Here is a 25575-nt window from a genome sequence, read left to right as displayed (position 1 = left end):
TACGGGGGCCGGGGCAGGGCTCAGTCGCCGCCCGGGGGGACGCGGCCGGGCGGGGGCGGGGTCGGGGCGCCGCCGGTGAGCGTGTCCTCGGGACGTACGGGGAGGTTCGACTCGCGGACGTAGAACGCGGGCGGGCGGGGGGCGACGCGGTGGACGTAGCGGCCGACCACCGCCACCCCGGCGAGCGTGGCCGCGGACACCAGCAGGTGCGCGGCCTCCAGCCCGAGTGCCGCCGCCGCCAGCGCCAGCACCGCCACCAGGTAGAGCGCGTTCAGGGGCCGCCACGAGAAGCCGAAGAACAGCTCGAAGGCGTGCCCGGCCAGCCGGGCGGGCCGCAGCTTGGAGCGCCCGGCGTCGCGCTCGCGGTGGCTGACGTCGACCGCGGTGTGCCGGGCCCCCACCAGCGGCACCGCGGGCATGAACCAGGGCAGGCACAGCTCGCTGATCGTCCGGGCGACGCTGGTGCGCATGAGCCGGAACGTGGAGGCGCCGCGCGGCATGTCGATGCGGAACACGGCCCGCGCCGCCCAGTGCAGCCCGGCCGAGCCGATCTTGCGCAGGAGCGGGTCGCGCCGGCGCACCCGGCGGCCGAAGACGACGTCGTAGCCCTCGGCTGCCCTGTCGAGCAGCTTCCAGATCTGCGACGGCGGCACCTGCAGGTCGGCGTCGCACTGCACGATCCACGGCCACGCGGCGTAGCGGTAGCCGGCGGCCGTGACGGCGTCGATGCCGAAGTTGCGGGTGAAGGACAGGTAGCCCACTCTAGGGTCGGCCCCGGCCAGCGCCCGGATGCGGGCGAGCGAGTCGTCGGTGCTGCCGTCGTCGACGAACAGGATCTGCAGGTCGGCGAGGTCCGCCAGCTCCCCGGTGAGTTCCCGGTAGGCGACCTCCACCTGCGCGCCCTCGTTGTAGCACGGAACCAGCACGGTCAGCCCGGTGCTCATCGCGCCCTCCACAGCGCCAGGCCGAGGACGAGCGGGTTCGCCCCCAGCGCGTACACGGCTCCGGCCGCCCCGGTCAGGGGTACGGCCACGGCGCCCAGCGCGGCGACCGCGGCCAGGGCGACGACGACGGCCCGGGCGTTGGCCCGTAGGTCGGTGTGTTCGACGACGAAGGTGGCGCCGCTGGCCAGGGCCTGCATCGGCAGCAGCGTGAGGGCGAGCGCGGCGAGCGCGACCGGCCCGTGCGCGCCTGCCGCCAGCGCGAACCCGGCGGCCGTCAGCCAGAGGGCGGCGCCCAGCGCGGCGAGCCCGGCCATGCGCCGCCCGAGCACGCGCGCCCCGGCCGCTCCCCCGCCGGCCACCCGCAGGGAGAGCTGCGGCTGGTAGATGCGCTGCACCGTGTAGAGGATCGACAGCGCGAACCCCCAGCCGAGCGTGACCAGGTACAGCTCGCCGCTGTGGGCCGCGTACGGGCTGAGGGCGAGCTCGACGAAGAGCACGCCGATCATCGCGTTGTTCATCACGTCGGCGGCGCCCATCAGCAGCACCGTGCCGGTGAGCACGCGGCGCAGCCCCGGCCGGGGCCGTGATGCGCGCGGCAGCCCGGGCAGCAGGGACAGGTTGAGCGCGGTGACCAGCGCCAGCAGCCCGGCCAGGTAGCCGGCCGGGCCGACCCCGGCGAGGAAGGCGAGCGCCGCCATCGCGCCCATCCCGAGGCCGAGCACGGCGAAGTGGACGGTGTCGCGCGTGTAGCGGCCGAGCGCGCGGTGCAGGGCGACGCCGTGCATGCCGCAGCCCAGCGCCACGTAGTAGGCGACGCCCAGCAGGTAGAGCGTGACCGGCTCCCCCGGGGCGAGGGCCAGCGCGGCCAGCGCCGCCGCGAGCGGCGGCAGCGGCACGTAGGCGACCAGGACGCGCAGCATCCCGGCGAGGTCGTCCCGGGTGCGCCGGGCGCGCGGGATGAGCTTCAGCGCCGCCTTCTCGCCGCCCGACTGGACGACCATGCACAGCCAGCCGGCCGCCCCCATCACCGCCCCGTACGCGTCGAACTCGGCCCGGCTCCAGGCCAGCGCCAGCAGGGCCGCCGAGCCGTACAGCATCACCCGGAAGGCGGCGCGGCCGGCGAGGAGCGTCACGAGCCGGGGCAGCCCGATGCGGTGGGCGGCGGCGGTCATCCGGCGTCCAGGTCGGCGGGCAGGTCGGCGAGCACCCGGTCGCGGAGCGGGCGTGAGCCGTCGCGCAGGTAGGCGCGCAGCGCGTCCTCGATCTCGGCGGCGCCGAAGCGGCCGAGCACCCCGGCCAGCGACGGTCCTCTCTCCACCTGGAACAGCGCCGAGAACAGCGCTCTGACCTGGGCGGATTCGAGGCGTTCCGGCAGCGGGAGGAGGCCGGCGACGAGCTCGGGGTCCGGCGGCTCCGCCGGTGGCGCCGCCGGCCAGGTGGCCGGGCGGCCGGGCCCGGCGAACCAGGCGCGCACGTGGGCGAGCCGTTCGGCGGCCCAGGGGTCGCCCGGCGCCAGGCGGGCCTCGGCGAGCGGCAGGTCGTAGCAGGTGGCGTGCAGGGCGGCGCACACCTGGGAGAAGGCGGGCGGCTTGGCGGGCAGGTCGGCGAGCGGGATCTCGCTGACCTCGGCCAGGAGCGCCGCGGCGGCGTCGTCGGTCCTGGCCTTGGCCACGAACGCGTCGAACTCCTGGTACCAGCGGTTCATCGCGGCCCGGTCGGGCGGGCCGTCGTCGCCGCGCTCACGCAGCCAGCGGATCATCCGGGCGGGCAGGTACGGTTCCAGCGGGTCGCCGGCCACGGAACGGAGCACCACCGGGGCCGCGCGGAAGACGGCCCCGCAGGCGCGGCAGGCGTGCCGCCGCCGGTTCGGCAGGCGGCCCGGCAGCGGCACGGGATGCGGGTCCCCGCACTGGACGCACCTCACGGCGGCTCCCTTCACCACGGCACCGCCAGCGCCGAGGAGGTCACCAGTTCGGCGCCCAGGTCGCTCTTGACCTCGGCCTGCCCCTTGCCGAGCACCAGGCCGCGCCTGCCCGCGCCGATGGCCCACTCGATCATGCGGACGTAGCCGTCGAAGTACAGGTGCTTGCGCCCGCCCTGCTCGACGGGGACGGCGCCCCAGCTCAGGCAGATGGGCCAGGCGGCGTGGTCGAGGATGAGCGACAGGCCGAGCAGCCTCCCGCGCCGCCGGTACGTCAGCGCGACGCATTCGCCGCTGCCGATCAGCGCCTCCAGGTAGGGCAGCGGGAGCGGCGGGGCGGGGGTGAGCCGGCTGCGGTGCTTGAGGTCGTTCTCGGCGCGCATCCGGGCCGCCTCGTCGGCGCTGACCAGCTCGCCGGCCGGGCCGACGCGAACCGACAGTTCGGCGGCGATGGTCCGGGCGCGCCTGCGCAGGGAGTCGCGGCGGCGCGGGTCGAGCACGGCGTACCACTGGTCCAGGTCGGGCCAGGGCAGGGCGAGCGTGGCCAGCGGCGCGGTCGGCAGGCGGAGCCTGAGCCGGCCGGGCAGCCGGGCGGCCTCGCCGTCCGACACCTCGCGCCAGACGGTGCCCCGCCAGCCGGGGCCGAGGTGGCGGCGCAGCGCGCGCGTGCAGGCGGGCAGGAGGTCGGGGTCGGGGTCGCCGCGCCACCACCAGCCTTTCTGCGACCGGTTGGCGGGCGCGTGCACGTCCACGACGCCGGCGGGTCCGTGCCGGTCGGCGTAGGCGCCGCGCCGCAGCCGGGGTGACCGCAGTGAGGCCGCCACCGCTCCCACTGCCCGGCCGTCGCGACGCGCCACCGCCAGCGCGAGGGGCGCCTGGGCGCTCCAGGCGTAGGCGCGCAGCAGGTCGTACCGCCAGGTCACCCGCTGGCCGGCGGCCTGGCGTAACTCCTCCCAGTCGCCGGGCTCGGGGTCGTGGCGCGGGTCCAGCAGCTCGACCCTCATCCGATCGCCCACCGGGGGACGGCCACCAGCCGCATGGGCAGGTAGTCGAAGCCGAGCGAGCGCTTCACGTCGACGAACCCGCGGCCGGCGAACAGCCGTTCGGCGCGGCCGGCGGTCGCGTGGGCGATGATCCGGACGTAGCTGTCGAAGTACAGGTCTTTCCGGCCGCCCTCCTCGGCGGGCAGGGCCGCCCAGGGCCCGTACATGGGCGTGGTGGGATGGTCGTAGACGACGGCGAAGGCCAGGAGCCGGTCGCCCTCGTGGTAGGAGACGGTCCGGACGTCGTCGCGCCGGATCAGCTCGGCGAAGTAGGCGGCGGTCAGCGGCAGGCGGCGGTCGAGCGCGGCGGCCACCCAGCCCCGCGGCGTCGTGGGCGCGGTCAGCCGGGCGGCGTGGCGCTCGTGCAGCCGGGCCAGCTCGGCGGGGTCGAGGTCGGTGCGGCCGTTGCCCTCCACGACGGTCAGCGTGCCGTCCTCCTCGATCCGCCTGATCTGGCGGCGCAGCGTGGAGCGGCGGTTGCGGCTGAGCGTGGCGATCCACCCGTCGCGGGCGGGCCAGCGTACGGGAAGCTGTGTGGTGCCCGGGGACTGGCGGACCAGGGCGCCGGCCCTGGCGACGAGCGGCAGCGCGGCTTCGGTGACCATCCGGTAGACGACCCCGGCCAGCCGCCAGCCGAACTCGGCGGCGGCGGCCCGCTCGAAGCCCCTGATGAGCTCGCGCCCTTCGGCGCCGCCGGGCAGGCACCAGGTGGGGCCGTTGGAGTGGGCGGGCAGGCGCACGTCGAGCACGAGCGGCCCGCGTCCGAACCGGATCGCGCCCACCGCGCCGACGATGCGCCCCGACTCGTGGACGACGCACAGGAGGGGCCGGGCCCACGATCGCTCGAAGGAGGCGCGGATCACGTCATAGGACCAGATGGCCGTCAGGTCGTGGCCGCGGCGGAAGTCTTCCCAGCCGTCGGGCTCGGGGTCTCGCCCTGGCTGTAAGAAGCTGAACTTCACGATGTGCCCTATTCGGATTAGGCATAACAACTCTGCATCAGACTTATGGCCTGTTAAGAATCGCAGTATATGTCTGCTTTGATCATGGACGCGCATCAACACCTGGTGCGTGAATCTGCTGCCCGAGCATCACCAGTGCACGGCGTTTCACCAGGGGAAACAGCATGAAAGTTGGCGTCACCGGAGGTAACGGCTTCATCGGCCGCTACGTCTGTGAGGAGTTAGCCACCCGCGGTCACACCCCCGTCGTCTTCGACCACCGCGATCGCGGCGCCGGAAGCTTCGAGTTCATGCTCGGCGACATCAGGGATGCCACGGCGATGGTCGAGCTGGCCGCGCACACCGACGCGATCATCCACCTCGCCGCCGTCCTCGGCACTCAGGAGACCATCGACAACCCGCGCCCCGCGGCCGAGACCAACCTCTCCGGCGGCCTGAACTTCCTCGAGGCCGTCACCCAGTACGACCTGCCCGGCGTCTACATCTGCGTCGGCAACCACTGGATGGACAACAGCTACTCCATCTCCAAGACCGCCGTCGAGCGTTTCGTGCGCATGTTCAACGCGCACCGCGGCACCCGCGTCAACCAGGTCCGCGTCGTCAACGCCTACGGCCCCCGCCAGATGGCCGCCCCGCCCTTCGCTCCCGGCAAGGTACGCAAGATCACCCCGGCGGTGATCTGCCGCGCGCTGTCCGGCATGCCGGTCGAGCTCTACGGCGGCGGCACGCAGATCTCCGACATGGTCTGGGTCGGCGACGTCGCCCGCGGCCTGGTGTCGGCGCTCGAGGCCGCCGCCGCGGGCAACACCCTGGACCACGTCGTCGAGGTCGGCCCCGTCGAGTCCGCGAGCATCCGCACGATCGCCGAGCTGATCATCGACCTGTGCGTGGAGCGCGGGCACGACCGCGTCCCGATCGTCGACCTGCCGATGCGTCCGGGCGAGACCCCGGACACCGCTGTCACCGCCGACCCGGAGACGCTGCGCGCGGTCGGCATCGACCCCGCCACCCTCGTGTCGCTGTCGGAGGGCATGGCCAAGACCGTCGACTGGTTCATCGAGAACCGCGGCACCCACTGGAACAGCCCTTCATGAGACACCTGGTGGTCCTCGGCGGCTCGGACGGCACGGTCAGCGCCTTCCGCGCCGCCCGGCGGCTCGGCCTGGCGACGATCTGCGTCGACATGCGGGCCGACGCGCCGGGGGCCGTGGAGGCCGACGAGTTCCTGCACGTCAGCACCCGTGACGTGGCCGCCGTCGCGGCCGCGTTGCGGGGCCGGGCCGACCTGGCCGGCATCCTGGCTCCGGGCAGCGACATCAACCTTCCGTCGCTGGTCGAGCTGGCCGGCCTGCTCGGCCTGCCCTGCGGGGTGCCGGAGGAGACGCTGCGCGCCTCCACGGACAAGATCTACTTCCGCCGGGTGTGCGAGCGGATCGGCCTGCCCGGACCGCGTTACGCCGACCGGCCGCAGGACCGGCCGCCGCTGCCGGTCATCGTCAAGCCCGTCGACTCCGGCAGCTCGCGCGGCATCACCGTCTGCCGCGAGCAGGCCGAGCTGGGCCCGGCGATCGAGCACGCGGCGGCCGTCTCCCCCAGCGGCCGGTTCGTCATCGAGGAGCTGCTGACCGGGCAGGACCTCTGCGCGGAGGCCATGCTGCAGGACGGCAGGATCGCCCTGCTCGGCCTGAGCAGGCGCGTCACCGAGCCGCCCGGGGTGGTCGCCGTCGGCCACGACATGCTGCCCCCCGGAGCCCTCGACAAGGAGGTCGCCCGGCAGCTCGAACTCCTCTGCGCGGAGATCGGCTACACCGACGGCCCGCTCAACGCCGACCTGTTCGCCGACGGCGGCGAGGTCCGGCTGATCGAGATGGGCGCGCGGATCGGCGGCAACGGGCTGGGCGAGGCGCTCGGGCTGATGCACGGCGTGGACACCGTCGAGGCGACCGTCCGCATGGCGATCGGCGAGCGTCCCGACCTGACGCCGGCCCGGTGCGGGCCGGCCTCGGTACGGGTGCTGCGCGCGCCCGTGGCCGGCACCCTGGTCGCCATCCGGGGCCTGGAGTCGCTGCCCGGCAGCGCCGAGGTCGTCGTGGTGGCCAGGCCGGGAGACCCAGTGGCGCCGTACACCGAGTGCCGCGCCAAGCTCGGCTACGTCGTCGACCACGAGCCGCCCGACCTCGACGCGCTGATCACCGTCGATGTCCGTTGAGGTCACGGCGGCGGGAGTCCCGGCGGTCCGGTTCTCCCCGGTGAGGTGGGAGCGGGCCTACCGGCGCGCGGTGCGCGCCGCGTTCGCCCGCGTCCCCTTCTACCGGGACCAGTGGGTACGGGCCGGGCGGGCGCTCGGTGAGCCGGTGCCCACCCCGAGCGCCGAGCTGGCCGGTCAGCTCCACCGCCTGTGCCCGTTCGCCCGGCCCTACGATCCGGGCGCGGAGGCGAGCCCGTGGATCGGCCCGGCCGGTGACCTGCGGGCCGCGCTGGCCGTGGCGGGCGCGGGCGGCCGGGCGCCGGTGCTGGAGGTGCGCCGGGCCGTGCTCGACCGCCGCGCGCTCGGCCCGGGCCGGCGCTACGGCGTGCTGCTCCATCCGGACGCCGACGTCGTGCACGAGCGGCGGCGGCGCGAGCTGAACGAGCCCGCCCTGCGCCTGGCCGAGACGGCCGGGCGGGCGGTCGTGGTCGGCGAGCGGGAGGCCGTGGCGGAGTTCCTGCCCGCGTTGGCCGGGGTCGAGACGCGCGTGCTGGAGCGGACCGGCCTGGCGGGCGCCGGTGACCTGATCCACGACCCGCACCTCGGCTACTACGCCGCGCGCGCCGCGTGCGGCGAGATCCACCTGCTGTGGCGGCGCTTCCACGCCCGGCCCGCGGCCGGCTCGCCCGCGGTCACCGCGCTGCTCAGGCGCAGGCCGACGCTGGTCGACGTGGTCCCGGAAGGGGCCGCCGCGCTCGGCCGCTGCCCCGGCCACGGCACCCCGACCCTTGGAGTGACCCCGTGATCACCATGATCAGGGCCAACCTGGTGACGCTCGTCGCCGGCCTCGTGGCCGTCGCACTGGCCGGGCTGGTCCGCTTCGTCCTGCCGTACGAGCAGGACATCACCACGCTGTGGGGCTTCCTCGTCAAGCTCACCCCGCAACTGGCCGCGATCGTGGCCATCGCGTGGCTGGACGTGGAGACCGCGCGCAGGCTGCGGCTGCACCTGGTCGTCCTGCCCGCGCTGTTCCTGGGCTTCCTGCTCTACTTCGTGCCCGGGACGTTCATCGCGGCCATGGACATCGAGGAGGGCCTGACCACCTTCGAGGAGCTCTATCTGCACGTCGTGGTGTTCGTGCCGTTCCTCATCGTGGCGCTGCTGCTGGCCTACCGGCTGGGCGGCGGGTCGCGGGAGGGCGTGCTGCGGACCGGCCTGGCGATGTCGATCCTGCACGTGTCGGGGCTGGAGGACCTGGTGGCGGTCCTGATGAACCGCAGCCTGGAGACGATCCCCGAGGTGTGGGCGTGGGCCGACCACATCACCGTGCGCCTCGGCCACCCGGCGACCAGGACCGAGGTGTACGTGTTCATCACCGTGCACGTGGTGGCGGCGCTGCTCGTGCTGTTCGTGCCGCGGCGATGGCTCCGGAGATCTCCTCAAACCGACTGAATACGGTTATCGTTTGCGTGCCGGGCATGCCGACCGGCCGGGACGCGGACGGGAGATCAGGGTGCGAGGACGAGCCACGATCCTGCTGCTGGCGTTGCTGGGCGCGGTCCTGGCGGGCTGCGGCGCGCCGGAGCAGGCAGGCGCCGGGCAGCTCACGCTGGCGGCCCCGCGCGACCTCGTCGCCGGGCCACAGGACCCGTACTACACGCACCAGACGCTGGGCGTGTGGGAGCCGCTGGTGACGGTGGACGACCGGCTGCGGCCGGTCCCGGCGCTGGCCGTCTCGTGGGAGCGGGCCGAGCGGGGGCGGCGCTGGACGTTCACGCTGCGCGACGGGGTGCGGTTCAGCGACGGGTCGCCGCTGACGGCCGAGGCCGTGGTCGCCAACGTCCGCCGGTTCCTGCGGATCGCGCCCCGCCAGTCGGCGTTCTTCAGCCTCGACGCCGGGATGGAGGCGGCCTACGGCAAGCTCCGCGACGTGCGGGCCGAGGCGGGCAGGGTGACGTTCGAGCTGGCCGAACCGGTGGCCGACCTGCCGGCCAGGATCGCCGGGTTCTTCAGCATGGTGCAGTCGCCGAAGGCGTTCGCCGCCTCGGGCGACTTCACCGGCCAGCCGGTCGGGACCGGCCCGTACAGGCTCGTGGAGTGGGTGAAGGGGCAGCGGGCGGTGCTGGCCGCCAACCCGCACCACCACGGCGGCGCGCCCGCCTACGACCGGATCGTGGTCCGGGTGATCCCCGACGCGAACGCGCGCGTGGCGGCGCTGCGGGCGGGCGAGATCGACGGGCTGATCGACAAGGGCGCGCTGCTGCCGGGGCAGGTGGGCGCGGTGGCCGCCGATCCCGGCTTCCGGGTGGTGCGCAGCCCGTCGGTGCTGACTCATTACCTGACGTTCAACGCCTCGCGTGGCCCGTTCGCCGACGCCCGGTTACGGGAGGCGGCCGAGCTGGCGATCGACCGGCGGGCCGTCGCGCGCACGCTGCTCGGGGGCACGGCGACGGCGGGCGGGGCGTTCCTGTCGCCGGTCTTCGGCGACCTCGCCGCCCCGGGCTCCGGCGCTCCGCACGACCCGGGACGGGCCCGCGAGCTGGTCGCCGCCGCCGGAGCGCCGGCCGAGCCGGTGTCGATCCTCGTCTCGTCCGCCGAGACCGGGCAGTTCCCCTATACGGGCATCGCCGAGGTGCTGCGGGCCGCGCTGGAGCAGGCGGGGCTGCCCGCCCGGGTGACGGTGGCCGAGGCCACCAAGGCCGTGATGGAGGCCGGCGACTACGACGTCTTCCTGAGCGCGTACAGCGTGCCGAACGGCGACCCCGACTACCTGTTCCGGCGGTTCCTGCGCTCCGACGCGGCGTGGAACACCGAGCGGCGGCTCGGCTACCGCAGCGCCGCCTTCGACGACCTGGTCGACGAGGCCGCCGTCGAGACCGATCCGGGCGGCCGGCGCGAGCTGTACCACCGCGTCCAGCGGATGCTCGCGGCCGACCGGCCGATGATCCCGCTGGCCTACCAGGACAACGCGATCGTCACGACGAGCCGGGTCGGCGGCGTGCGGCAGAGCGTGGCGTACGTGGTGGACCTGGGCGCGCTCGTCCCGCGACGGTGACGGCCGTCGTCCTGCGGCGCGGCGCGGAGCTGCTGCTCGCGCTGCTGGCGGTGTCGGTGCTGGTGTTCCTGCTGACGTCGCTGGCGCCGGGCGACCCGGCGGAGGAGATCCTGCGGCGCGGCGGCGTGCAGCCGACGGCGGCCGGCGTGGCGGCGCTGCGGGCCGAGCTCGGCCTCGACCAGCCGCTGTTCACCCGCTACCTGCGCTGGCTGGGCGGGGTGGCGGGCGGCGACCTCGGCCGGTCCTACGCCGACCGGTCCCCGGTGGCCGCCGAGGTGTTCTCGCGGGTCCCGGCGACGCTGCGGCTGGCCGGGGCGTCGGCCCTGGTCGCGGTGGGGCTCGCGGTGCTCGCCTCGGTCCGCCTCGCCCTGCGGCCGCGCGCGCCGCTCAGCCGGGCGATCGCTCTGGTGACGGCGGCGCTCACGGGCGTGCCGCCGTACATCGTCGGCATCCTGCTGATCAGCGTCGTCGCGGTCGGCCTGCGCGCGCTGCCCACGGGCGGCGACACCGGGCCGGGCGCGGTGGTGCTGCCCGCGCTCACGCTCGGGCTGGCGGGCGCGGCGACGCTGCTGCGGCTGCTGCGCGCCGACCTCGCCGACGCGCTGCGGCAGCCGTTCGTCCGGCTGGCCGCCGCGAAGGGCCTGCGCGCGCGGCGGACGGTCCTGGTGCACGCCGTACGGGTGGCCGCGCCGAACGCCGTCACCGCCGCCGGCGTTGTGCTCGCCGAGTTGCTGGCCGGGGCGGTGGTGGTGGAGACGCTGTTCGCCTGGCCGGGCCTGGGGCAGCTCGCGGTGACGGCGATCCGGCAGCGCGACGTGCCGGTGGTGCAGGCGTACGTGCTCGTCACCGGGGCCGCGATCGTGCTGCTGCTGGCGTGCGTGGAGCTGTGCCTGGCGGCCTGTGACCCGAGGGTGCGGCGGCGATGAGGGGACGCGCCAGGCAGGCGCTGCTCGCGGCGGTCGTGCTGTTCTGCCTGGTCACGCCGCTGGTGACGGGACACGATCCGCACGCGCCCGACCTGGGGCGGGCCATGCTGCCGCCCGGTGGCGGGCACTGGCTGGGCACCGACCAGCTCGGCCGCGACCTGCTCACCAGGACGGCGGCCGCGGGCCGTACGTCGCTGCTGGTGGCGCTGGCGGTGACGGCGGCCACGACGGCGCTCGGCGCGGTGACGGGCGCCGCCGCCGGGCTGGCCGGCGGGGTGGCGGACCGGCTGCTGGGCTTCGCCGCCACCGTGGCGCTCGCCCTGCCGGGGCTCACGCTGGCGCTCGCGCTGGCGGGCGTGCTGCGGCCCGGGTACGGCACGGTGCTGGCCGCGCTGGTGCCGCTCGGCTGGGTGAGCTGCGGGCTCGTCGCCCGCACCGCGACCCGGCAGGCGGCCGCCTCCGATCACGTGCTGGCGGTGCGGGCCATCGGCGCGTCACGCCTCTACCTGCTGCGGCGCACGATCGGGCCGGAGCTGGCCGGTCCGCTGCTGACCGTCGCCACGGCCGACTTCGCCAGGGCGCTGGTCGCGGTCACGTCGCTGAGCTTCCTGGGGGCCGGGCTGCCGCCGCCCGACACCGACTGGGGCGGCATGGTGAGCGAGGCCACGCCGCTGCTGGTGGCCGCGCCCCGGCTGGCCGTCGTGCCCGCGCTCGCCCTGGCCGTCACCGGCCTCGCCGTCGCGCTCGTGGCCGACGCGCGACGGGCGGCTCAGACGGCTCAGGCGGCTCAGGCGGGCGGGAGCCGGTAGACCGACACGTGCGAGCGCGAGTCGGCGGTGAACTCCGCCCCGCTCCAGTCGGCGTGCCGCGACTCCAGCTCGAACCCGGCGAGCTGCGCCATCAGGTCGAGCTCGGCCGGCCACACGTAACGCTGCGGGGTGCGGAACAGCTCCGCCTGCCGCCCGTCGCCGAACGTGAAGTGGTGCGACACGACGAGCTGCCGCACCACGTCGTAGGTGTCGAGCCCGATGTAGCCGGGCTCGCTGTGGTAGACCATCGCCTGCTGGCCCGGCGGGAGCCTGCGCAGCTCGGGCACCCAGAGCTCGATCACGAACCGGCCGCCGGGCGACAGGTGCCGGGCCGCGTTGCGGAAGCAGGCGACCTGCTCGGCCTGGGTGAGCAGGTTGCCGATCGTGTTGTAGACGAGGTAGACGAGCGAGTACGCGCCCGGGGCGACCGCGCTCGCCATGTCGCCGGCGACCACCGGGATCGCCGCCTCGCCCGCCTTGGTGCGCAACTGGTCGATCATCGGCTGGGACAGCTCGATGCCGGTGACGGGCACCCCCCGCTCGGCCAGCGGCACCGCGACCCGGCCGGTGCCGATGGCGAACTCCAGCGCCCGCCCGCCGCCCGCGAGCGCGGCGAGCCGGTCGACCGCGGGCTTGAGCACCTCGGGCGCGAACATGCCGGCGCCCGGCGTGTCGTAGCGGCGCGCGGTCTCGGCGTCCCAGATCTCCTCCTGTCGCATGCTCCCCACCCTGACCCGGCGGCGTCCGGACTGTCCACCGCTTTACGGCCGGGTGAGCGCGACGCGTGAAGACCGGATTCGGTGATCGGCTGACTACGCTGCGCAGTTGTCTCTAGGTTGCGACAGGAGCGCCGCTCCCCCGCCCGCAGTCAGAAAGGATCACGTATGTCGAGGGTCAGATCGATCGTCGTCTGGACGGCGGTCGCGATCGCCGGAGCGGTCGCCTGGGGCGTCCTGGCGCTGTCGCGGGGCGAGAGCGTGTCGGCGGTCTGGATGGTCGCCGCCGCGCTCGGCTCGTACGCGATCGCGTACCGGTTCTACGCCCGGTTCATCGCCCGTACGGTGCTCGGCGTCGACGACCGCAGGGCCACGCCGGCGGAGCGGCTCGACAACGGCGTGGACTTCCAGCCGACGGACCGGCGGGTGCTGTTCGGCCACCACTTCGCGGCCATCGCCGGGGCGGGGCCGCTGGTGGGGCCGGTGCTGGCGGCGCAGATGGGCTACCTGCCCGGCACCATCTGGATCATCGTGGGGGTGATCCTGGCCGGGGCCGTCCAGGACATGGTGGTGCTGTTCTTCTCGCTGCGGCGCGACGGCAAGAGCCTGGGCCAGATGGTGCGCGAGGAGATCGGGCCGATCGGCGGGGCGGCGGCGCTCGTCGCGGTCTTCGCCATCATGATCATCCTGCTGGCGGTGCTGGCGCTGGTCGTCGTCAACGCGCTGGCCGCCTCGCCGTGGGGCGCCTTCTCCATCGCGATGACCATCCCCATCGCCCTGTTCATGGGCTTCTACCTGCGGGTCCTGCGGCCCGGCCGGGTGGTCGAGACGTCGGTCATCGGGGTGGCGCTGCTGCTGCTGGCCATCGTGGGCGGTAGCTGGGTGCAGGACTCCGCGCTGGCCGGGGTGTTCACGCTCAGCCCGCAGACGCTGGTCGTCTGCCTGGTCGTGTACGGGTTCTTCGCCTCGGTGCTGCCGGTGTGGATGCTGCTGGCGCCGCGCGACTACCTGTCGACGTTCATGAAGGTCGGCACGATCGGGCTGCTGGCGGTGGGCGTGGTGGTCGCGGCCCCGGTGCTGCGCAACGAGGCGGTGACCGAGTTCGCGCTGACCGGGGACGGGCCGGTGTTCGCCGGGGCGCTGTTCCCGTTCGTGTTCATCACGATCGCCTGCGGGGCGCTGTCGGGCTTCCACGCGCTCATCTCGTCGGGCACCACGCCGAAGATGATCCAGAAGGAGTCGCAGATCCGGCTGATCGGCTACGGCGGGATGCTCACCGAGTCGTTCGTCGCGATCATGGCGTTGATCGCGGCCAGCGTGCTGGAGCCGGGACTCTACTACGCGATGAACGCCCCGGCGGGGCTGCTCGGGTCCACCGCCGAGAGCGCGTCGGCGGCTGTGGCGCGGCTCGGGTTCACGATCTCGCCCGAGGACCTGACGGCAGCGGCGGCGGCCGTGGAGGAGAGCACGATCATCGCGCGGACCGGCGGGGCGCCCACGCTGGCCGTCGGCATCTCCGAGATCATGGCGGCGGTGTTCGGCGGCGCGGCGTTCAAGGCGTTCTGGTACCACTTCGCGATCATGTTCGAGGCGCTGTTCATCCTCACGACGGTCGACGCGGGGACCAGGGTCGGGCGGTTCATGCTCCAGGACACGCTGGGCAACGTGTGGAAGCCGATCGGGCGGGTGAGCTGGAAGCCGGGCCTGTGGGCGACCAGCGCCGTGGTGGTGCTGGCGTGGGGCTACTTCCTGTGGGCGGGGGTCAACGACCCGCTCGGCGGGATCAACCAGCTCTTCCCGCTGTTCGGCATCGCCAACCAGCTCCTGGCGGCGGTGGCGCTGACGCTGGCGACGACGCTGCTGATCAAGTCGGGCAAGCTCCGCTGGGCGTGGGTGACCGGCCTGCCGCTGGCCTGGGACGTCGCGGTCACGCTCACCGCGAGCTGGCAGAAGGTGTTCGACGCCGACCCGAAGATCGGCTTCTTCGCGCAGCGCGAGCTGTACGCCGAGGCGCTGGCGGCGGGCCGGGTGCTGGCCCCGGCGCGGAGCCTCGACCAGATGCGGACCGTCGTCACCAACTCCACCGTGGACGGCGTCCTGGCGGCGCTGTTCGCCGTGCTCGTGCTGGTCGTCATCGCCGACGCGGCCGTGGTGTGCGTGCGCGCGCTCCGCTCCCGCGAGCCGCTGCCGCTCAAGGAGGCCCCGTACGTGGAGTCGGCCCTCGTCGCGCCGTCGGGGCTGTTCGCCACCCCGGGCTCGCGGTCGTCGTGAAGGCGCTGCGCTTCCTGCGCTGGTACGTGCGCGAGCTGACGGGGACGGCGGCCTACGAGCGGTACGCGGACGCGCACGCGGCCCACGGCGGGACGCCGATGTCGCGGCGCGAGTACGAGCGGCGGCGATCGGACCTGCGCGAGGCGGCGCCGGAGAGCCGCTGCTGCTGACCCGAACTTTCGGCGTCAGCCGGGACGCACGGCCGCCCCTCTTGAATAACCCACACTATTGGTAGGAAAATCAGGCATCTATTCCTTCGTGAAGGGAAAGATCGTGCCTCTGCCTGATTTCCTGATCGCCGGCGTGCCCAAGGCGGGGACCACCGCCCTGCACACCGCGCTGCGGCGGCACCCGGACCTGTTCCTGTCCCGGGTCAAGGAGCCGAAGTTCTTCCTCACCGACGGCCCGCCCCCGCACACGGGCGGCCCGGGCGACGCCGACACCTACCGTGAGCACGTCTGGCGCCGCACGGACTACGAGGCGCTGTTCACCGACGCTCCCCCGGGCGCGCTCACCGGCGAGTCCACCCCCTTCTACCTGTACGACACGGCCGCCCAGCGGCGCATCCACGCCCTGATCCCTGAGGTCAAGATCATCCTGACGTTACGGGACCCGGTCGAACGGGCGCACTCCAACTGGACACACCTGTGGTCGGCCGGGCTGGAGCCCATCGGCGACCTGGTGCGCGCCTGCGAGGCCGAGCCCAAGCGGATCGCCGACGGCTGGGGGCACTTCTGGCACTACACCGGCCTGGGCCGTTACGGCGAGCAGCTCGCCCACCTGTTCAGCCTGTTCCCCCGCGAGCAGGTGCTGATCTTCCGCTACCGCGACGTCGTCGACCGGCCCGCCACCACCCTGGACCAGGTCTGCGCCTTCCTCTGCGTCCGCACCGGCCTGCTCACCGAGGTGCCCCGGCAGAACGTGACCGCCCACCCCCGGGCCTGCTCCAGCGGCGCGGCCAGGCCCGCCGCCCGCTGGAGTGGGAGCAGCGGCAGCGGCTCATCCCCTGCTTCGCCGACGACATCCGGCTGCTCCAGGAGCTCACCGGCGACGACTACGGCGACTGGCTCCGGCACCGGCCGCGCTCCGGCGGCCTCGTCGGCGTCCGGCCGCCCGGCCAGCGGCAGGCGCGCAACGGCCGCCGGAGCTGACGCCGCGCCGCCCGGTCAGCGCAGTTCGGTGCGCAGCTCGTGCGCGCCGTCCGCGCGGGTGAACTCGTAGTACAGCCGTACGCCGCCGCCGGGCAGGTCGACGATGTCCAGGTAGCGCAGGCCGCCTCCGCCGTGCGGGGAGGCGGCCGCGGGCGCCCCGCCCACCGGCGTCAGCTCGGCCGGGCCCGCGCCGACGGCGACGCCGGTGCGCTCCTCGTAGTTCTCCGCGGCGTCCGCCCGGCCGTCGTAGAAGGCCAGCACCCGGTCTCCGGCGAACCTCACCGCGCTCACCCGCACCCCGCGCGCGTCCCACAGGCCCGGCCTGCCGCTGAGCGCCGTGCCGTGCCACGTCCACTCCAGGCCGTCGGCGCTGGTGGCGTAGTCGGTGACCATCTGGTCGGCCTCGTCGGGATCGGCCAGCGGATGGCAGGAGGCCCACAGGTGCCAGACGCCGTCCCGCTGGACGACGACCGTGTCCTTCACCCCGGTCTTCGGGTCGCCGGGCAGGACGGTGACGCGCGAGCGCGGGTCGAACCCGGCCGGGTCCGCGGCCTCCAGCACCTCCACCCGCCAGTGCTTGGTGCCCTCGGTGGCGCAGCTCAGGTAGAGCCGCCAGCGCCCGTCCGGCAGGCGCACCAGCGCGGGCCGCTCCAGCGATTCGGCGTCCATCTGCTCGCGCGTGACCGTCGTCAGCGTCTCGAACCGCTCGCCGTCCGCCGAACGGGCGACCACCACCGCGTACCCGCGCCCCTGCCCGACCGGGCGGCGCAGCCGGTAGGCGAGGTAGATCAGCCCGTCCGCCGCGACGGCGCTCGGCGCGCCCGCCCAGTGCCCCTCACCGGGTGACGGCGGCGCGACCGCCACCACGGAGCGGTCCGGGTCGGGCAAGAAGGCGTTCTCATCGATCGACATGGGCGCGACACTAGGCGACGACGCACTGCGCTTCACGGACCCTGACCCTCCCTTGGACGTTCCCTGCTCCACGCATAGTCGTTCCCTTCCGCAACCCCTCGGGGCTTCCTGTCCGGCCCCGGGGTCTCCTGGGGCTCGTGGTCGTCGGTGGCGTACGGGCCGGCTCAGGGGAGAGCGGCGCGGGCGTCGGCATCCAGGCCGGACAGGGCCGCGCGGGCGTGGGCGCGGACGTCGGCGTCCGGGTCGGACAGGGCGGCGCGCAACGCCTCGGCCACCTCGGGCCTGCCCGCCCAGCGCGACAGCGCGAGCACGGCCGCCTTGCGAACGTCCAGGTTGGCGTCCGACAGCGCCCCGGCGAGCGGCCCGCAGGCGGTCTCCGCCTCGGCGGCGGCCAGGCAGCGGGCCGCGCCGGCCCGCACCTCCCAGGCGGGGTCGCGGAGCGCCCGCGCCGCCTCGGCGGTGAGCGGGGCGCCGGTCGCCCCCGACGCCTCCAGCGCGGCGGCGCGTACGAGCGGGTCGGCGTCGGCGGCGAGCACGGAGAGGGCCCCGAGCGCGGCGGACGGCTGGCCGATGAGCCCCAGCCCCTTGGCCACCCACACGCGCACCTCGCGCGACGGGTCGGCGGCGGCCCCGGCGACGCGGTCGGCCTCGTCGAGCGAGACCAGCCCGCGGATCGCCTCGACGCGCACCCGGCGGTCGGGGTCGGCGAGCCCCGCGGCGAAGGTCTCGGCCCCGGCCAGGCGCAGGGCCCGCAGCACGTCGAGCGCGCACGCCCGCACCACCGCGTCGGCCCCGCCGAGCTGCCCGGCCAGGGCGGCGCCCAGCTCGGGCGTGGCGGGCAGCACCTCGACGAGCTCCTTGAGCGCGGTGGCGGCGGCGCGCCGCACGGTGCCGTGGGCGTCGCCGAGCGCGGCGGCCAGCGCGGCGCCGGTGCCCTCGGGGACGACCTCGGTGAGCGTGGCGACGGCGGCCCGCCTGACCTTGGGGTCGGGGTCCGACAGGTACGGGCCGAGCCGGTCGGCGGTGGGCTGCTCCTCGGCCAGCCGGTGCAGCTCCAGGATGCGCGGCGAGCGGCCGACGGCGGCCCGGCCGGTGGGCGCGGCGGCGGCGCGCCGTACGGGGGTGGCGGTGTGCGCGCCGAGCACGACCGGTTCGGCGGCCACGGGCGCGTACTCGGGCACGGGCACCAGGTAGGGCTCGACCGGGCGTTTGACGAACTCCATCGCGCCGTCGTCGCGCTTGCGCAGGTTGAGGTGGAACAGCCAGGTCGCGTCGTCGCGGGCGGGCAGGTCGGCCCGCTCGTGGTAGAGGCCCCAGCGGCTCTCGGTGCGGGTCAGCGAGGCGCGGGCGGCCATCTCGGCGCAGTCGCGGATGAAGTCGACCTCCACGCAGCGCATGAGCTCGTGCGGGGTGCGCGCGCCCATCGCGGCGACCTCCTCGCGCATGCGCTCGAACGACTCCAGCGCGAGGTCCAGCTTGGCGGCGGTCTTGGGCGGCGTCACGTAGTCGTTGACGAACCGGCGCAGCTTGTACTCGACCTGCTGCTGCGGCGGCCCGTCCGGGTGGCGCAGCGGGCGGTAGACCAGCTCGTGGGCGGCGGCGACCTGATCGGCGGGCAGCGTTTCAGGCGACCCGCCGGACCCGGCGACCCGGGCGGCGGCGTGCGCGCCGGCCAGGTCGCCGAAGACGAACGCGCCGATCATGTAGTTGTGCGGCACGCAGGCCAGGTCCCCGGCCGCGTACAGGCCGGGCACGGTCGTCGCGCCGTGCTCGTCCACCCACACCCCGGAGGCCGAGTGGCCGCCGCACAGGCCGATCTCCGAGATGTGCATCTCCACGTCGTGGGTGCGGTAGTCGTGGCCGCGCCCGGCGTGGAAGGTGCCGCGCGTGGGCCGTTCGGTGGTGTGCAGGATGTTCTCCAGCGCCCCGATGGACTCCTCCGGCAGGTGCGTGAGCTTGAGGTAGATCGGCCCCCGCGCGGAGGCGATCTCGGCGGCCACCTCGGCCATCATCTGGCCCGACCAGTAGTCGGAGTCGACGAAGCGCTCCCCCCGGTTGTTGACCTGGTAGCCGCCGAACGGGTTGGCCACGTAGGCGCAGGCCGGGCCGTTGTAGTCCTTGATCAGCGGGTTGATCTGGAAGCACTCGATGCCGCTGAGCTCGGCCCCCGCGTGGTAGGCCATGGCGTGGCCGTCGCCGGCGTTGGCGGGGTTCTCGTACGTGCCGTACAGGTAGCCGCTGGCGGGCAGGCCGAGCCTGCCGCAGGCGCCGGTCGCCAGGATGACCGCGCCCGCGCTCACCGTGACGAACCGCCCGGACCGGGTGTCGAACCCGGCCACGCCGACGGCCCGGCCGCCGGAGGTGAGCACCCGTACGGGCATGACCCGGTTCTCGATGCGCACCTTCTCGCGGATGTCGCGGCGGCGCAGCACCCGGTAGAGGACCTTCTTGACGTCCTTGCCCTCGGGCATGGGCAGCACGTAGCTGCCGGAGCGGTGGACGCGGCGCACCGCGTACTCGCCGTACTCGTCCTTCTCGAACTTGACGCCGTAGCGCTCCAGGCGGCGGACCATGTCGTGGCCCCGGGTGGCGGTCTGGTGGATCGTCCGCTGGTTGACGATCCCGTCGTTGGCCCGGGTGATCTCGGCTACGTAGTCCTCGGGGGTGGCCTTGCCGGGGATGACGGCGTTGTTCACCCCGTCCATGCCCATGGCGAGCGCGCCGCTGTGACGGACGTGCGCCTTCTCCAGCAGCAGGACGCGGGCGCCCCGCTCCGCCGCGGTGATCGCGGCCATCGTGCCCGCGGTGCCGCCGCCGACGACGAGCACCTCGCACTCCAGGTGCAGGCGGTCGTCGATCGAGGGAATCTCCATCTACAGCTCCTTCAGAATCCTGTCGCGCAGCCCGGCGTCCCGGCCGGCGCCGCGTACGGCGAAGGACGCGCGAATGCCGTGCCCGTTCCCGGGTCCGCCGAGCACCACGATCCGGTCGGCCAGCAGCAGCGCCTCGTCCACGTCGTGGGTGACGAAGACGACGGTTGCGCGGGTGCCGGCCAGCACGTCGAGCAGCAGGCGTTGCATCTGGGCGCGGGTCTGGGCGTCGAGCGCGCCGAACGGCTCGTCCATCAGCACCGCGCGGGGCGCGGCCACGAGCGCGCGGGCGAGCTGCACGCGCTGCCGCATGCCGCCGGACAGCTCGCGCGGCAGCTTGCCCTCGGCCCCTGCCAGCCCCACCCGGTCGATCCACTCCAGCGCCGCCGCGGTCCGCTCCCGCCTGCCGACCTTGCGGATGCGCAGCGGCAGCTCGACGTTGCGCAGCACGCTGCGCCAGGGCAGCAGCCCGTCGTCCTGGAAGACCATGGCCCGTTCGGCCGAGGTGCCGGTGATCTCGGCGCCGCCGGCGCGGACCGTCCCGGCGGCGGGCGGGAGCAGCCCGGCCAGGGCGCGCAGCAGCGTGGACTTGCCGGAGCCGGACGCGCCCACGACGACCAGCACCTCGCCCGGCTCGATGTCCAGGTCGACGCCGCGCACGACCGGGTCGTGGCCGTAGCCGAGCGCCAGCCCCTCCAGCGTGAACCCGATCCCGGCGGGCGCGGCCCCGACGGCGGGCAGCACCGCGGTCATGACACACCGTCCCGCGCGGCCCGGGGCAGCCAGCGGGTGACCCGCCGCCCGGCCAGCTCCACGGCGGCCGAGGTGAGCCAGCCGAGCAGGCCGATGGTGAGCATCCCGACGATCACCGCCGGGTAGTCCACCAGCGTGTACGCCTGCCAGGTGCGGTAGCCGACGCCGAACTCCCCCGAGATCATCTCGGCCGAGATCACGCAGATCCACGACACGCCCATCCCGACCGACAGCCCGCCGGACACGCCGGGCAGGATGCCGGGCAGCACAACGTGCCGCAGCACGTGGAGGCGGCGCCCGCCGAGCGTCCTGACGGCGTCCTCCCACAGGGTGGGCAGCGCCCGGACGGCGTGCCGGGTGCTGACCAGGATCGGGAAGAACGCGGCGACGAACGTGATGAACACGATGCCCTGCTCGTCGGTGGGGAACAGCAGGATCGCCACCGGGACCAGCGCGATCGCCGGGATCGGCCGGACCGCCTCCAGCAGCGGCAGCAGCACGTCCCGGGTCCGCGGCGACCTGCCGAGCGCGATGCCCGCGGCCACGCCCGCAACCGTGGCCAGCCCGAACCCGGTGAGGATGCGGATCAGGCTCTGCAGCAGGTCGAGCGCGAACACCGGGGTGACGAGCTGCCGGGCGGCCTCCCCCGCGATCTCGTCGAGCGTGGGCAGCCGGTCGAACCTGAGCCACAGCCGGGCGTCGGCGGCGGTGAGCGCCTGCCACAGCCCGGCCGCCGCCAGCACGGAGGCCGCTCTGACGGCCCAGCCGGTCACGTGTCACCCGCCTTGCCCGCCGTCTTGCCCGCCGTCTTGCCCGCCGCCTTCCCTGCCGCCTTCACCGCGTCCTCGTACGTGATCGGCTCGGCGTCCGGGTGCGCCGCGCGGTAGGCGGCGGCGCCCTCGGCGGTGGTGAAGGGCAGGAAGTCCGCGCCCGCGCGCAGCCACACGGCGTGGCCGGCGAACCAGCGGGTGCCGGTGACGGTGTCGGGCACGTACGCGGCGCGCACAGCCGTCCCGGCGGCCCGGGCGGCGGCGATCTGGCGCAGCAGGCAGGCGGGCGTGGCGGCGGGCCGCGTCGTGGCGGCGCCGTCGAGCCACAGCTCCGAGGCCGTCGCCGGGTCGGTGACCGGGCCGCCGCACACCGGGTCCGTCCCGGTGATCGCGGCCGGGTTCGCGGTGGCGGCCACGTCCCGGTCGTAGTCCGGCCCGTACGCCTTGCGCAGGTAGGAGTCGTTGACGAAGGCGGCGACGTCCACGCCGGCGAAGTCGTCGCCGATGCGCTTGAGGAACGGCACGTCGTGCTCGTGGGCGGCCTTGAGCTGCGGCTTGAGCGTGACGTCGAAGGTGGAGATGCCGCCGGGGCCGTTGTAGAGGTAGACGACCTCGGGCGGCAGGCCGGTGATCCGCGCGACGGTCTCGGCCGCCTCCAGCGGGTGCTCGTGCAGGTAGCGGGTGGCGTCCAGCTGCGCCTTGAGGAAGGCGTCCACCACCTCCGGGTGCTCCTTCGCGTACGCCTGCCGCACCACCACGCCGTGGAAGGTCGGCACGTCCAGCGCGGAGCCGTCGTAGATGAGGCGGCCCTTGCCCTGGAAGACCACCAGCCCCGGCCAGGCGACGAACTGGGCGTACGCCTGGACGCCGCCCGCCTCCAGTTGCGAGGCGCCGACGGCGGGCTGGTGGTTGACCACCTCGACCCCGGAGACGCCCGCCTTCTCCAGGGCCTGCACCAGCGTGCCGTGCCCGGCGGAGCCGACGCTGGCCGACACCTTGGCCCCGCGCAGGTCGGCCAGGGTCGTCGCCGGGGAGCCGGGCGGCACGACGACCATGTTGAGGCCGCCGCGCAGGTTGTAGCCGGTGGTGGAGATCAGCTCGGTGCGCGCCTCGGGGACGCCCTGGGTGCGGGAGGCGTTGATGAGCAGGGGGTAGTCGCCCATCGAGCCGATGTCGATCTTCCCGGCGACCATCTTGGCGGTGATCGGGGCGCCGGTGTCGTGGTCCTGCCACTCGACGGCGTACCGGTCGCCGAGCCGCTTCTCCAGGTAGCCGAGCGAGCGCAGCAGGGTGCCCGCGGTGACGGTGTTGATGGTCTTGGACTGGTAGCCGACGACGACCGTCGTCCTGTCGGCGCCGCCGCCGGTGACCGAGCAGCCGGCGGCGGCGAGCAGGACGAGGGCCGCCAGAAGCACGCGCGTCATCGTCGTCCTCATCGCAGCAGGTAGGGGATGTTGATGGTGACCGCGTCGACCGGGCACCGGGCGGCGCACGGGCCGCAGTACCAGCACTCGTCGACGTACATGTACGCCTTGCCGGTCTCGTCGCTGATCGCGAGGGAGTCGAGCGGGCACGCCTCGACGCACAGCGTGCAGCCCTCGACGCACAGCGCCTCGTCGATGGTCACGGGCACCTCGACCCGCTGGTCGATCAGGGCCATCGCCCCTCCTCCTGGGTGGCGCGGTCGAGCTGCCCGCGCATGGTCAGCCGGTCGCCGCGGAAACGGATGAACTCCAGGTCGACGGGCCTGCCGTCGGCCAGGTGGGTGAGCCGCTCGACCATGAGCAGCGCGGCTCCGCGCGGGACGGCGAGCACGGCCGCGGTGTGCGGGTCGGCGTTGACCGCCTCCAGCGTGAGCTCGGCGGTGCCGAGCGGGCTGCCGGTGATCCGCTCCAGCAGCACGAAGATGTCGTTGTTGGTCAGGTTGGCGTCGAACAGCGGCTCGCCGGCGTCGCGGACGAGGTAGGTCAGGTCGAGCGAGAGCGGCAGGCCGTTGAGGCTGCGCAGCCGTTCGAGGTAGACGACGGGCTCGCCCGGGGGCAGGCCGAGCCGGGCGCGCACGGCGGGCGGCGGCTCGATCAGCGTCATGGTCCTGACCTGGTTGGTCACCCGGCCGTGCTCGTCCAGCGTCTCGGCGAGGCCGAGCAGCCGGTGCAGGCCGTGCGGGTACTTCTCGCCGGCGATCGTGGTGCCGACGCCGGGGCAGCGCTCGACCAGCCCTTCCTCGCGCAGCAGGCGCAGGGCGTCGCGCACGGTGTTGCGCGAGGCGCCGAACTCCCGGGCCAGCGCGGCCTCGGGCGGCAGCCTGACCTGGGGGAAGCCTCCGTGCACGATCTGGCGCCTCAGCAGGTCGGCGACCTGTCTGGCCCGGTCCGCCCGGCGTCGCGCGACCTGTCCCATCTCCACACCTCCCGTTCGGCCTGGGCTATAACCTAGCAAGCAGGTAGGTAAATAGGGATAACGGAAGGATTGCGCCACACCAGGCCCGCCCCGCCCGCCGCGCGAACAGCGGCTCGCCGCCGGGATGCCGGAAGATCCGCCACCCGAATTCCCCTAATTGCCTATTGCTTTTGTAGGAAATATGGCGCACGATCAGGCCATGACCAGCATCCTGACCGTCAAACGCGTGGCCGGGCACATCGGCGCCGAGATCGTCGGCCTCGACCTCGCCCACCCGCTGGACCCCACCACCGTCCAGGAGATCCGCCAGGCCCTGCTCGCCCACAAGGTGCTCTTCTTCCGTGGCCAGACCCTCGATCACGCCGGGCAGATCGCCTTCGCCCGCCAGTTCGGCGACCTCACCCACGCCCACCCGCACGAGGACGCCCCGCCCGAGCGGTTCCCGCAGATCCTCACCATCGACCCGCGCCGCTACGAGGAGCGCTACGGCCCCGGCTACCGCGAGCTGTACCGCAAGAAGCGCTACTCCTACGCCTCCGGCTGGCACACCGACGTCACCGCCGCGGTCAACCCGCCCGCCGCCTCGATCCTGCGGGCCGAGACCGTGCCGGAGTTCGGCGGCGACACCACCTGGACCAACCTGGTGGCCGCCTACGAGGGGCTGTCCGCGCCGCTGCGGGCGTTCGTCGACGGGCTGCGCGCCGAGCACCGCTTCCTGGCCGGATACCGGCCGGACGAGGAGGACGGCCGGCTCACCAAGCGGATCAACGACAACCTGCTGGTCTCGGTGCATCCCGTGGTCAGGGTGCATCCCGAGACCGGGGAGCGGGCGCTGTTCGTCAACCCGGGCTTCACCGACCACATCGTCGGCCTGTCCGAGCCGGAGAGCAGGCGGGTCCTGGACCTGCTCTACGAGCAGATCACCCGTCCCGAGTACACCGTCCGCTGGCGCTGGCAGCCGGGCAGCCTGGCGTTCTGGGACAACCGGGCCACGGCCCACCTCGCCCCGTCGGACCTCGACCACCTCGACGTCCAGCGGACCCTGCACCGGGTCACGCTGATCGGCGACCGTCCCGTCGGGCCCGACGGCTTCGTCTCCGAGATCGTCGCCGGGCGGGAGTTCACCGCCGAGTCCCTCGTCGTCGCCTGACGACCCACGAGCGCGCGGGCGGGGCCGGGGGGCTCGCCCGCGCAGGCGACCGCCGCGCTCCAGGCACGGGCGGTCGCACGAGTCAACCGCGCAACCCGGAGGCGGGCAGGCAGCTTGGCGATAGCGCGAACATGAGAGCTCTTCCTCGTTAGGCTTCGTCACGGAGATCGCGCGGGTGCCGGCGGAGAGGGTGACGGGTGGCTGGGGAGGCGGCGCTGCTGCTGGTGCGCTTCGGCCGCCGCTACGCGGCCGCGGTGCGCCTGGCCACGCTGGCGCCGATCTGCGGGATCGCCCTGTTCCGCGCCCAGGGCGAACAGCTCGCCGCCACCGCCGCCGTGGTCGCCGTCGCGGCGGCCTGGACGTGCGGCTTCTCGTGGTGGCTGCGCGCCGGGCGGGGGTCCTGGCCGGTCGCCCTCGACGTGCTCGTCCTGCTGGGCCTGTATTCGAGCGTGCCGTGGACCGGCGCCATCGAGGACACCAACACCGGCTGGCTGCGGCTGCTGGTGACCTTCGCCTGCGTCACCTGGCAGTGGCACACCACGCCCGCCGCCGGCGGTGCGGCGGCGGTGGCCGCCGGAGGCGGGGCGGCGCTGATCGTCGCCCTGGCCGGCGGCGAGTCGCTGGTCAGGGAGGCCATGTGGGCGACCGCGGCGGCGGCGCTGTCCCGGCTGGCCTGGGTGCTCGTCCACCACGCCGCCGGCCGCGCCGACCGGGCGGCGGCCGAGGCCGTACGG

General features: G+C 74.4%; 25 protein-coding genes. 12 read left to right on the top strand and 13 right to left on the bottom strand.

The annotated features are described in order from the left end of the window. Positions 1 to 20: 20 nt before the first annotated feature. The 5 genes from KME80_RS33930 to KME80_RS52945 are packed head-to-tail and all read right to left on the bottom strand — an operon-like array spanning position 21 to position 4870. A complete protein-coding gene (locus KME80_RS33930; RefSeq protein ID WP_246646216.1) occupies positions 21 to 944 on the bottom strand; it encodes a glycosyltransferase in 924 nt (307 codons plus the stop codon). Beyond that, positions 941 to 2116 carry a hypothetical protein gene (locus KME80_RS33925; RefSeq protein ID WP_219510668.1) on the bottom strand — a complete coding sequence of 392 codons (1176 nt, stop codon included), beginning with the start codon at positions 2114 to 2116 and terminating at the stop codon, positions 941 to 943. The genes KME80_RS33930 and KME80_RS33925 overlap by 4 nt, the downstream gene beginning before the upstream one ends. Next, the gene (locus KME80_RS33920) at positions 2113 to 2868 is read right to left on the bottom strand and encodes a hypothetical protein (RefSeq protein ID WP_219510666.1); all 756 of its coding nucleotides are present in this window, start codon (positions 2866 to 2868) and stop codon (positions 2113 to 2115) included. Before KME80_RS33920 ends, KME80_RS33925 begins: the two co-directional genes overlap by 4 nt. A gap of 11 nt (positions 2869 to 2879) precedes the next feature. Next, complete coding sequence (locus KME80_RS33915) at positions 2880 to 3869, bottom strand: GNAT family N-acetyltransferase (protein WP_219510665.1); 990 nt, start codon at positions 3867 to 3869, stop codon at positions 2880 to 2882. Continuing rightward, complete coding sequence (locus tag KME80_RS52945; RefSeq protein WP_219510664.1) at positions 3866 to 4870, bottom strand: GNAT family N-acetyltransferase; 1005 nt, start codon at positions 4868 to 4870, stop codon at positions 3866 to 3868. Before KME80_RS52945 ends, KME80_RS33915 begins: the two co-directional genes overlap by 4 nt. A 164-nt stretch (positions 4871 to 5034) precedes the next feature. On the opposite strand from KME80_RS52945, the gene KME80_RS33905 reads away from it, so the two are divergent. From KME80_RS33905 to KME80_RS33875, 7 genes are all read left to right on the top strand, one after another. Further along, on the top strand, positions 5035 to 5964 hold the full coding sequence (locus tag KME80_RS33905) for an NAD-dependent epimerase/dehydratase family protein (protein ID WP_219510663.1): 930 nt from the start codon (positions 5035 to 5037) through the stop codon (positions 5962 to 5964). Beyond that, a complete protein-coding gene (locus KME80_RS33900; protein WP_219510662.1) occupies positions 5961 to 7079 on the top strand; it encodes an ATP-grasp domain-containing protein in 1119 nt (372 codons plus the stop codon). Before KME80_RS33905 ends, KME80_RS33900 begins: the two co-directional genes overlap by 4 nt. Beyond that, the gene (locus KME80_RS33895; RefSeq protein ID WP_219510661.1) at positions 7069 to 7863 is read left to right on the top strand and encodes a hypothetical protein; all 795 of its coding nucleotides are present in this window, start codon (positions 7069 to 7071) and stop codon (positions 7861 to 7863) included. The genes KME80_RS33900 and KME80_RS33895 overlap by 11 nt, the downstream gene beginning before the upstream one ends. Next, the gene (locus KME80_RS33890) at positions 7860 to 8510 is read left to right on the top strand and encodes a hypothetical protein (RefSeq protein WP_219510660.1); all 651 of its coding nucleotides are present in this window, start codon (positions 7860 to 7862) and stop codon (positions 8508 to 8510) included. The genes KME80_RS33895 and KME80_RS33890 overlap by 4 nt, the downstream gene beginning before the upstream one ends. A gap of 61 nt (positions 8511 to 8571) precedes the next feature. Then, positions 8572 to 10113, top strand: coding sequence for an ABC transporter substrate-binding protein (locus KME80_RS33885; protein WP_219510659.1), 1542 nt, complete (start codon positions 8572 to 8574; stop codon positions 10111 to 10113). Further along, positions 10110 to 11039: an ABC transporter permease gene (locus tag KME80_RS33880; protein ID WP_219510658.1), complete on the top strand. Its 930-nt coding sequence runs from the start codon at positions 10110 to 10112 to the stop codon at positions 11037 to 11039. The genes KME80_RS33885 and KME80_RS33880 overlap by 4 nt, the downstream gene beginning before the upstream one ends. Beyond that, a complete protein-coding gene (locus KME80_RS33875) occupies positions 11036 to 11848 on the top strand; it encodes an ABC transporter permease (RefSeq protein WP_219510656.1) in 813 nt (270 codons plus the stop codon). The genes KME80_RS33880 and KME80_RS33875 overlap by 4 nt, the downstream gene beginning before the upstream one ends. Here KME80_RS33875 and KME80_RS33870 read toward each other — a convergent pair. Then, positions 11827 to 12567: a class I SAM-dependent methyltransferase gene (locus tag KME80_RS33870; RefSeq protein ID WP_219510654.1), complete on the bottom strand. Its 741-nt coding sequence runs from the start codon at positions 12565 to 12567 to the stop codon at positions 11827 to 11829. The genes KME80_RS33875 and KME80_RS33870 overlap by 22 nt on opposite strands. 165 nt (positions 12568 to 12732) lie before the next feature. On the opposite strand from KME80_RS33870, the gene KME80_RS33865 reads away from it, so the two are divergent. The 3 genes from KME80_RS33865 (at position 12733) to KME80_RS33855 (ending at position 16056) form a co-directional block, all read left to right on the top strand. After that, a complete protein-coding gene (locus KME80_RS33865; RefSeq protein WP_219510653.1) occupies positions 12733 to 14835 on the top strand; it encodes a carbon starvation CstA family protein in 2103 nt (700 codons plus the stop codon). Beyond that, complete coding sequence (locus KME80_RS33860) at positions 14832 to 15005, top strand: CstA-like transporter-associated (seleno)protein (protein WP_219510651.1); 174 nt, start codon at positions 14832 to 14834, stop codon at positions 15003 to 15005. The genes KME80_RS33865 and KME80_RS33860 overlap by 4 nt, the downstream gene beginning before the upstream one ends. A 103-nt stretch (positions 15006 to 15108) precedes the next feature. Next, on the top strand, positions 15109 to 16056 hold the full coding sequence (locus KME80_RS33855; RefSeq protein WP_308126032.1) for a sulfotransferase family protein: 948 nt from the start codon (positions 15109 to 15111) through the stop codon (positions 16054 to 16056). Here the strand turns inward: KME80_RS33855 and KME80_RS33850 are convergent. The 7 genes from KME80_RS33850 to KME80_RS33820 all read right to left on the bottom strand — a co-directional run bounded on the left by KME80_RS33850 (position 16002) and on the right by KME80_RS33820 (position 23691). Next, on the bottom strand, positions 16002 to 16898 hold the full coding sequence (locus tag KME80_RS33850; RefSeq protein ID WP_219510650.1) for a glycoside hydrolase family protein: 897 nt from the start codon (positions 16896 to 16898) through the stop codon (positions 16002 to 16004). The genes KME80_RS33855 and KME80_RS33850 overlap by 55 nt on opposite strands. A gap of 164 nt (positions 16899 to 17062) precedes the next feature. Next, the gene (locus tag KME80_RS33845) at positions 17063 to 19771 is read right to left on the bottom strand and encodes a fumarate reductase/succinate dehydrogenase flavoprotein subunit (protein WP_219510649.1); all 2709 of its coding nucleotides are present in this window, start codon (positions 19769 to 19771) and stop codon (positions 17063 to 17065) included. Beyond that, positions 19772 to 20521 (bottom strand): ABC transporter ATP-binding protein, encoded by a 750-nt coding sequence (locus tag KME80_RS33840; RefSeq protein ID WP_219510648.1) that lies wholly within the window; start codon positions 20519 to 20521, stop codon positions 19772 to 19774. Next, positions 20518 to 21294, bottom strand: coding sequence for an ABC transporter permease (locus tag KME80_RS33835; protein WP_219510647.1), 777 nt, complete (start codon positions 21292 to 21294; stop codon positions 20518 to 20520). The genes KME80_RS33840 and KME80_RS33835 overlap by 4 nt, the downstream gene beginning before the upstream one ends. Next, positions 21291 to 22715: an ABC transporter substrate-binding protein gene (locus tag KME80_RS33830; RefSeq protein WP_246646215.1), complete on the bottom strand. Its 1425-nt coding sequence runs from the start codon at positions 22713 to 22715 to the stop codon at positions 21291 to 21293. Before KME80_RS33830 ends, KME80_RS33835 begins: the two co-directional genes overlap by 4 nt. A gap of 8 nt (positions 22716 to 22723) precedes the next feature. Then, positions 22724 to 22951, bottom strand: a complete 228-nt coding sequence (locus KME80_RS33825; RefSeq protein WP_219510645.1) for a 4Fe-4S dicluster domain-containing protein — start codon at positions 22949 to 22951, stop codon at positions 22724 to 22726. Next, positions 22942 to 23691 carry a GntR family transcriptional regulator gene (locus tag KME80_RS33820; RefSeq protein WP_219510644.1) on the bottom strand — a complete coding sequence of 250 codons (750 nt, stop codon included), beginning with the start codon at positions 23689 to 23691 and terminating at the stop codon, positions 22942 to 22944. Before KME80_RS33820 ends, KME80_RS33825 begins: the two co-directional genes overlap by 10 nt. Before the next feature lie 199 nt (positions 23692 to 23890). On the opposite strand from KME80_RS33820, the gene KME80_RS33815 reads away from it, so the two are divergent. Together KME80_RS33815 and KME80_RS33810 are read left to right on the top strand one after the other, a co-directional pair. Beyond that, complete coding sequence (locus KME80_RS33815; RefSeq protein ID WP_219510642.1) at positions 23891 to 24841, top strand: TauD/TfdA dioxygenase family protein; 951 nt, start codon at positions 23891 to 23893, stop codon at positions 24839 to 24841. Positions 24842 to 25038: 197 nt separating this feature from the next. Then, a partial coding sequence (locus KME80_RS33810) for a hypothetical protein (RefSeq protein ID WP_372455408.1) occupies positions 25039 to 25575 on the top strand: 537 nt, incomplete at its 3' end.

This window comes from Nonomuraea ceibae (assembly GCF_019396325.1).
Lineage (GTDB): Bacteria > Actinomycetota > Actinomycetes > Streptosporangiales > Streptosporangiaceae > Nonomuraea > Nonomuraea ceibae.
The sequence above is the reverse complement of the archived record's forward strand: the minus strand, read 5'-3'. Positions and strand labels throughout refer to the sequence as shown.

Bases quoted from the DNA above. Each gene is read 5' to 3' on its own strand.
- KME80_RS33930 (WP_246646216.1), bottom strand. From the start codon at position 944: ATGAGCACCGGGCTGACCGTGCTGGTTCCGTGCTACAACGAGGGCGCG.
- KME80_RS33925 (WP_219510668.1), bottom strand. From the start codon at position 2,116: ATGACCGCCGCCGCCCACCGCATCGGGCTGCCCCGGCTCGTGACGCTC.
- KME80_RS33915 (WP_219510665.1), bottom strand. From the start codon at position 3,869: ATGAGGGTCGAGCTGCTGGACCCGCGCCACGACCCCGAGCCCGGCGAC.
- KME80_RS33905 (WP_219510663.1), top strand. From the start codon at position 5,035: ATGAAAGTTGGCGTCACCGGAGGTAACGGCTTCATCGGCCGCTACGTC.
- KME80_RS33900 (WP_219510662.1), top strand. From the start codon at position 5,961: ATGAGACACCTGGTGGTCCTCGGCGGCTCGGACGGCACGGTCAGCGCC.
- KME80_RS33895 (WP_219510661.1), top strand. From the start codon at position 7,069: ATGTCCGTTGAGGTCACGGCGGCGGGAGTCCCGGCGGTCCGGTTCTCC.
- KME80_RS33875 (WP_219510656.1), top strand. From the start codon at position 11,036: ATGAGGGGACGCGCCAGGCAGGCGCTGCTCGCGGCGGTCGTGCTGTTC.
- KME80_RS33870 (WP_219510654.1), bottom strand. From the start codon at position 12,567: ATGCGACAGGAGGAGATCTGGGACGCCGAGACCGCGCGCCGCTACGAC.
- KME80_RS33865 (WP_219510653.1), top strand. From the start codon at position 12,733: ATGTCGAGGGTCAGATCGATCGTCGTCTGGACGGCGGTCGCGATCGCC.
- KME80_RS33850 (WP_219510650.1), bottom strand. From the start codon at position 16,898: ATGTCGATCGATGAGAACGCCTTCTTGCCCGACCCGGACCGCTCCGTG.
- KME80_RS33845 (WP_219510649.1), bottom strand. From the start codon at position 19,771: ATGGAGATTCCCTCGATCGACGACCGCCTGCACCTGGAGTGCGAGGTG.
- KME80_RS33840 (WP_219510648.1), bottom strand. From the start codon at position 20,521: ATGACCGCGGTGCTGCCCGCCGTCGGGGCCGCGCCCGCCGGGATCGGG.
- KME80_RS33830 (WP_246646215.1), bottom strand. From the start codon at position 22,715: ATGACGCGCGTGCTTCTGGCGGCCCTCGTCCTGCTCGCCGCCGCCGGC.
- KME80_RS33825 (WP_219510645.1), bottom strand. From the start codon at position 22,951: ATGGCCCTGATCGACCAGCGGGTCGAGGTGCCCGTGACCATCGACGAG.
- KME80_RS33820 (WP_219510644.1), bottom strand. From the start codon at position 23,691: ATGGGACAGGTCGCGCGACGCCGGGCGGACCGGGCCAGACAGGTCGCC.
- KME80_RS33815 (WP_219510642.1), top strand. From the start codon at position 23,891: ATGACCAGCATCCTGACCGTCAAACGCGTGGCCGGGCACATCGGCGCC.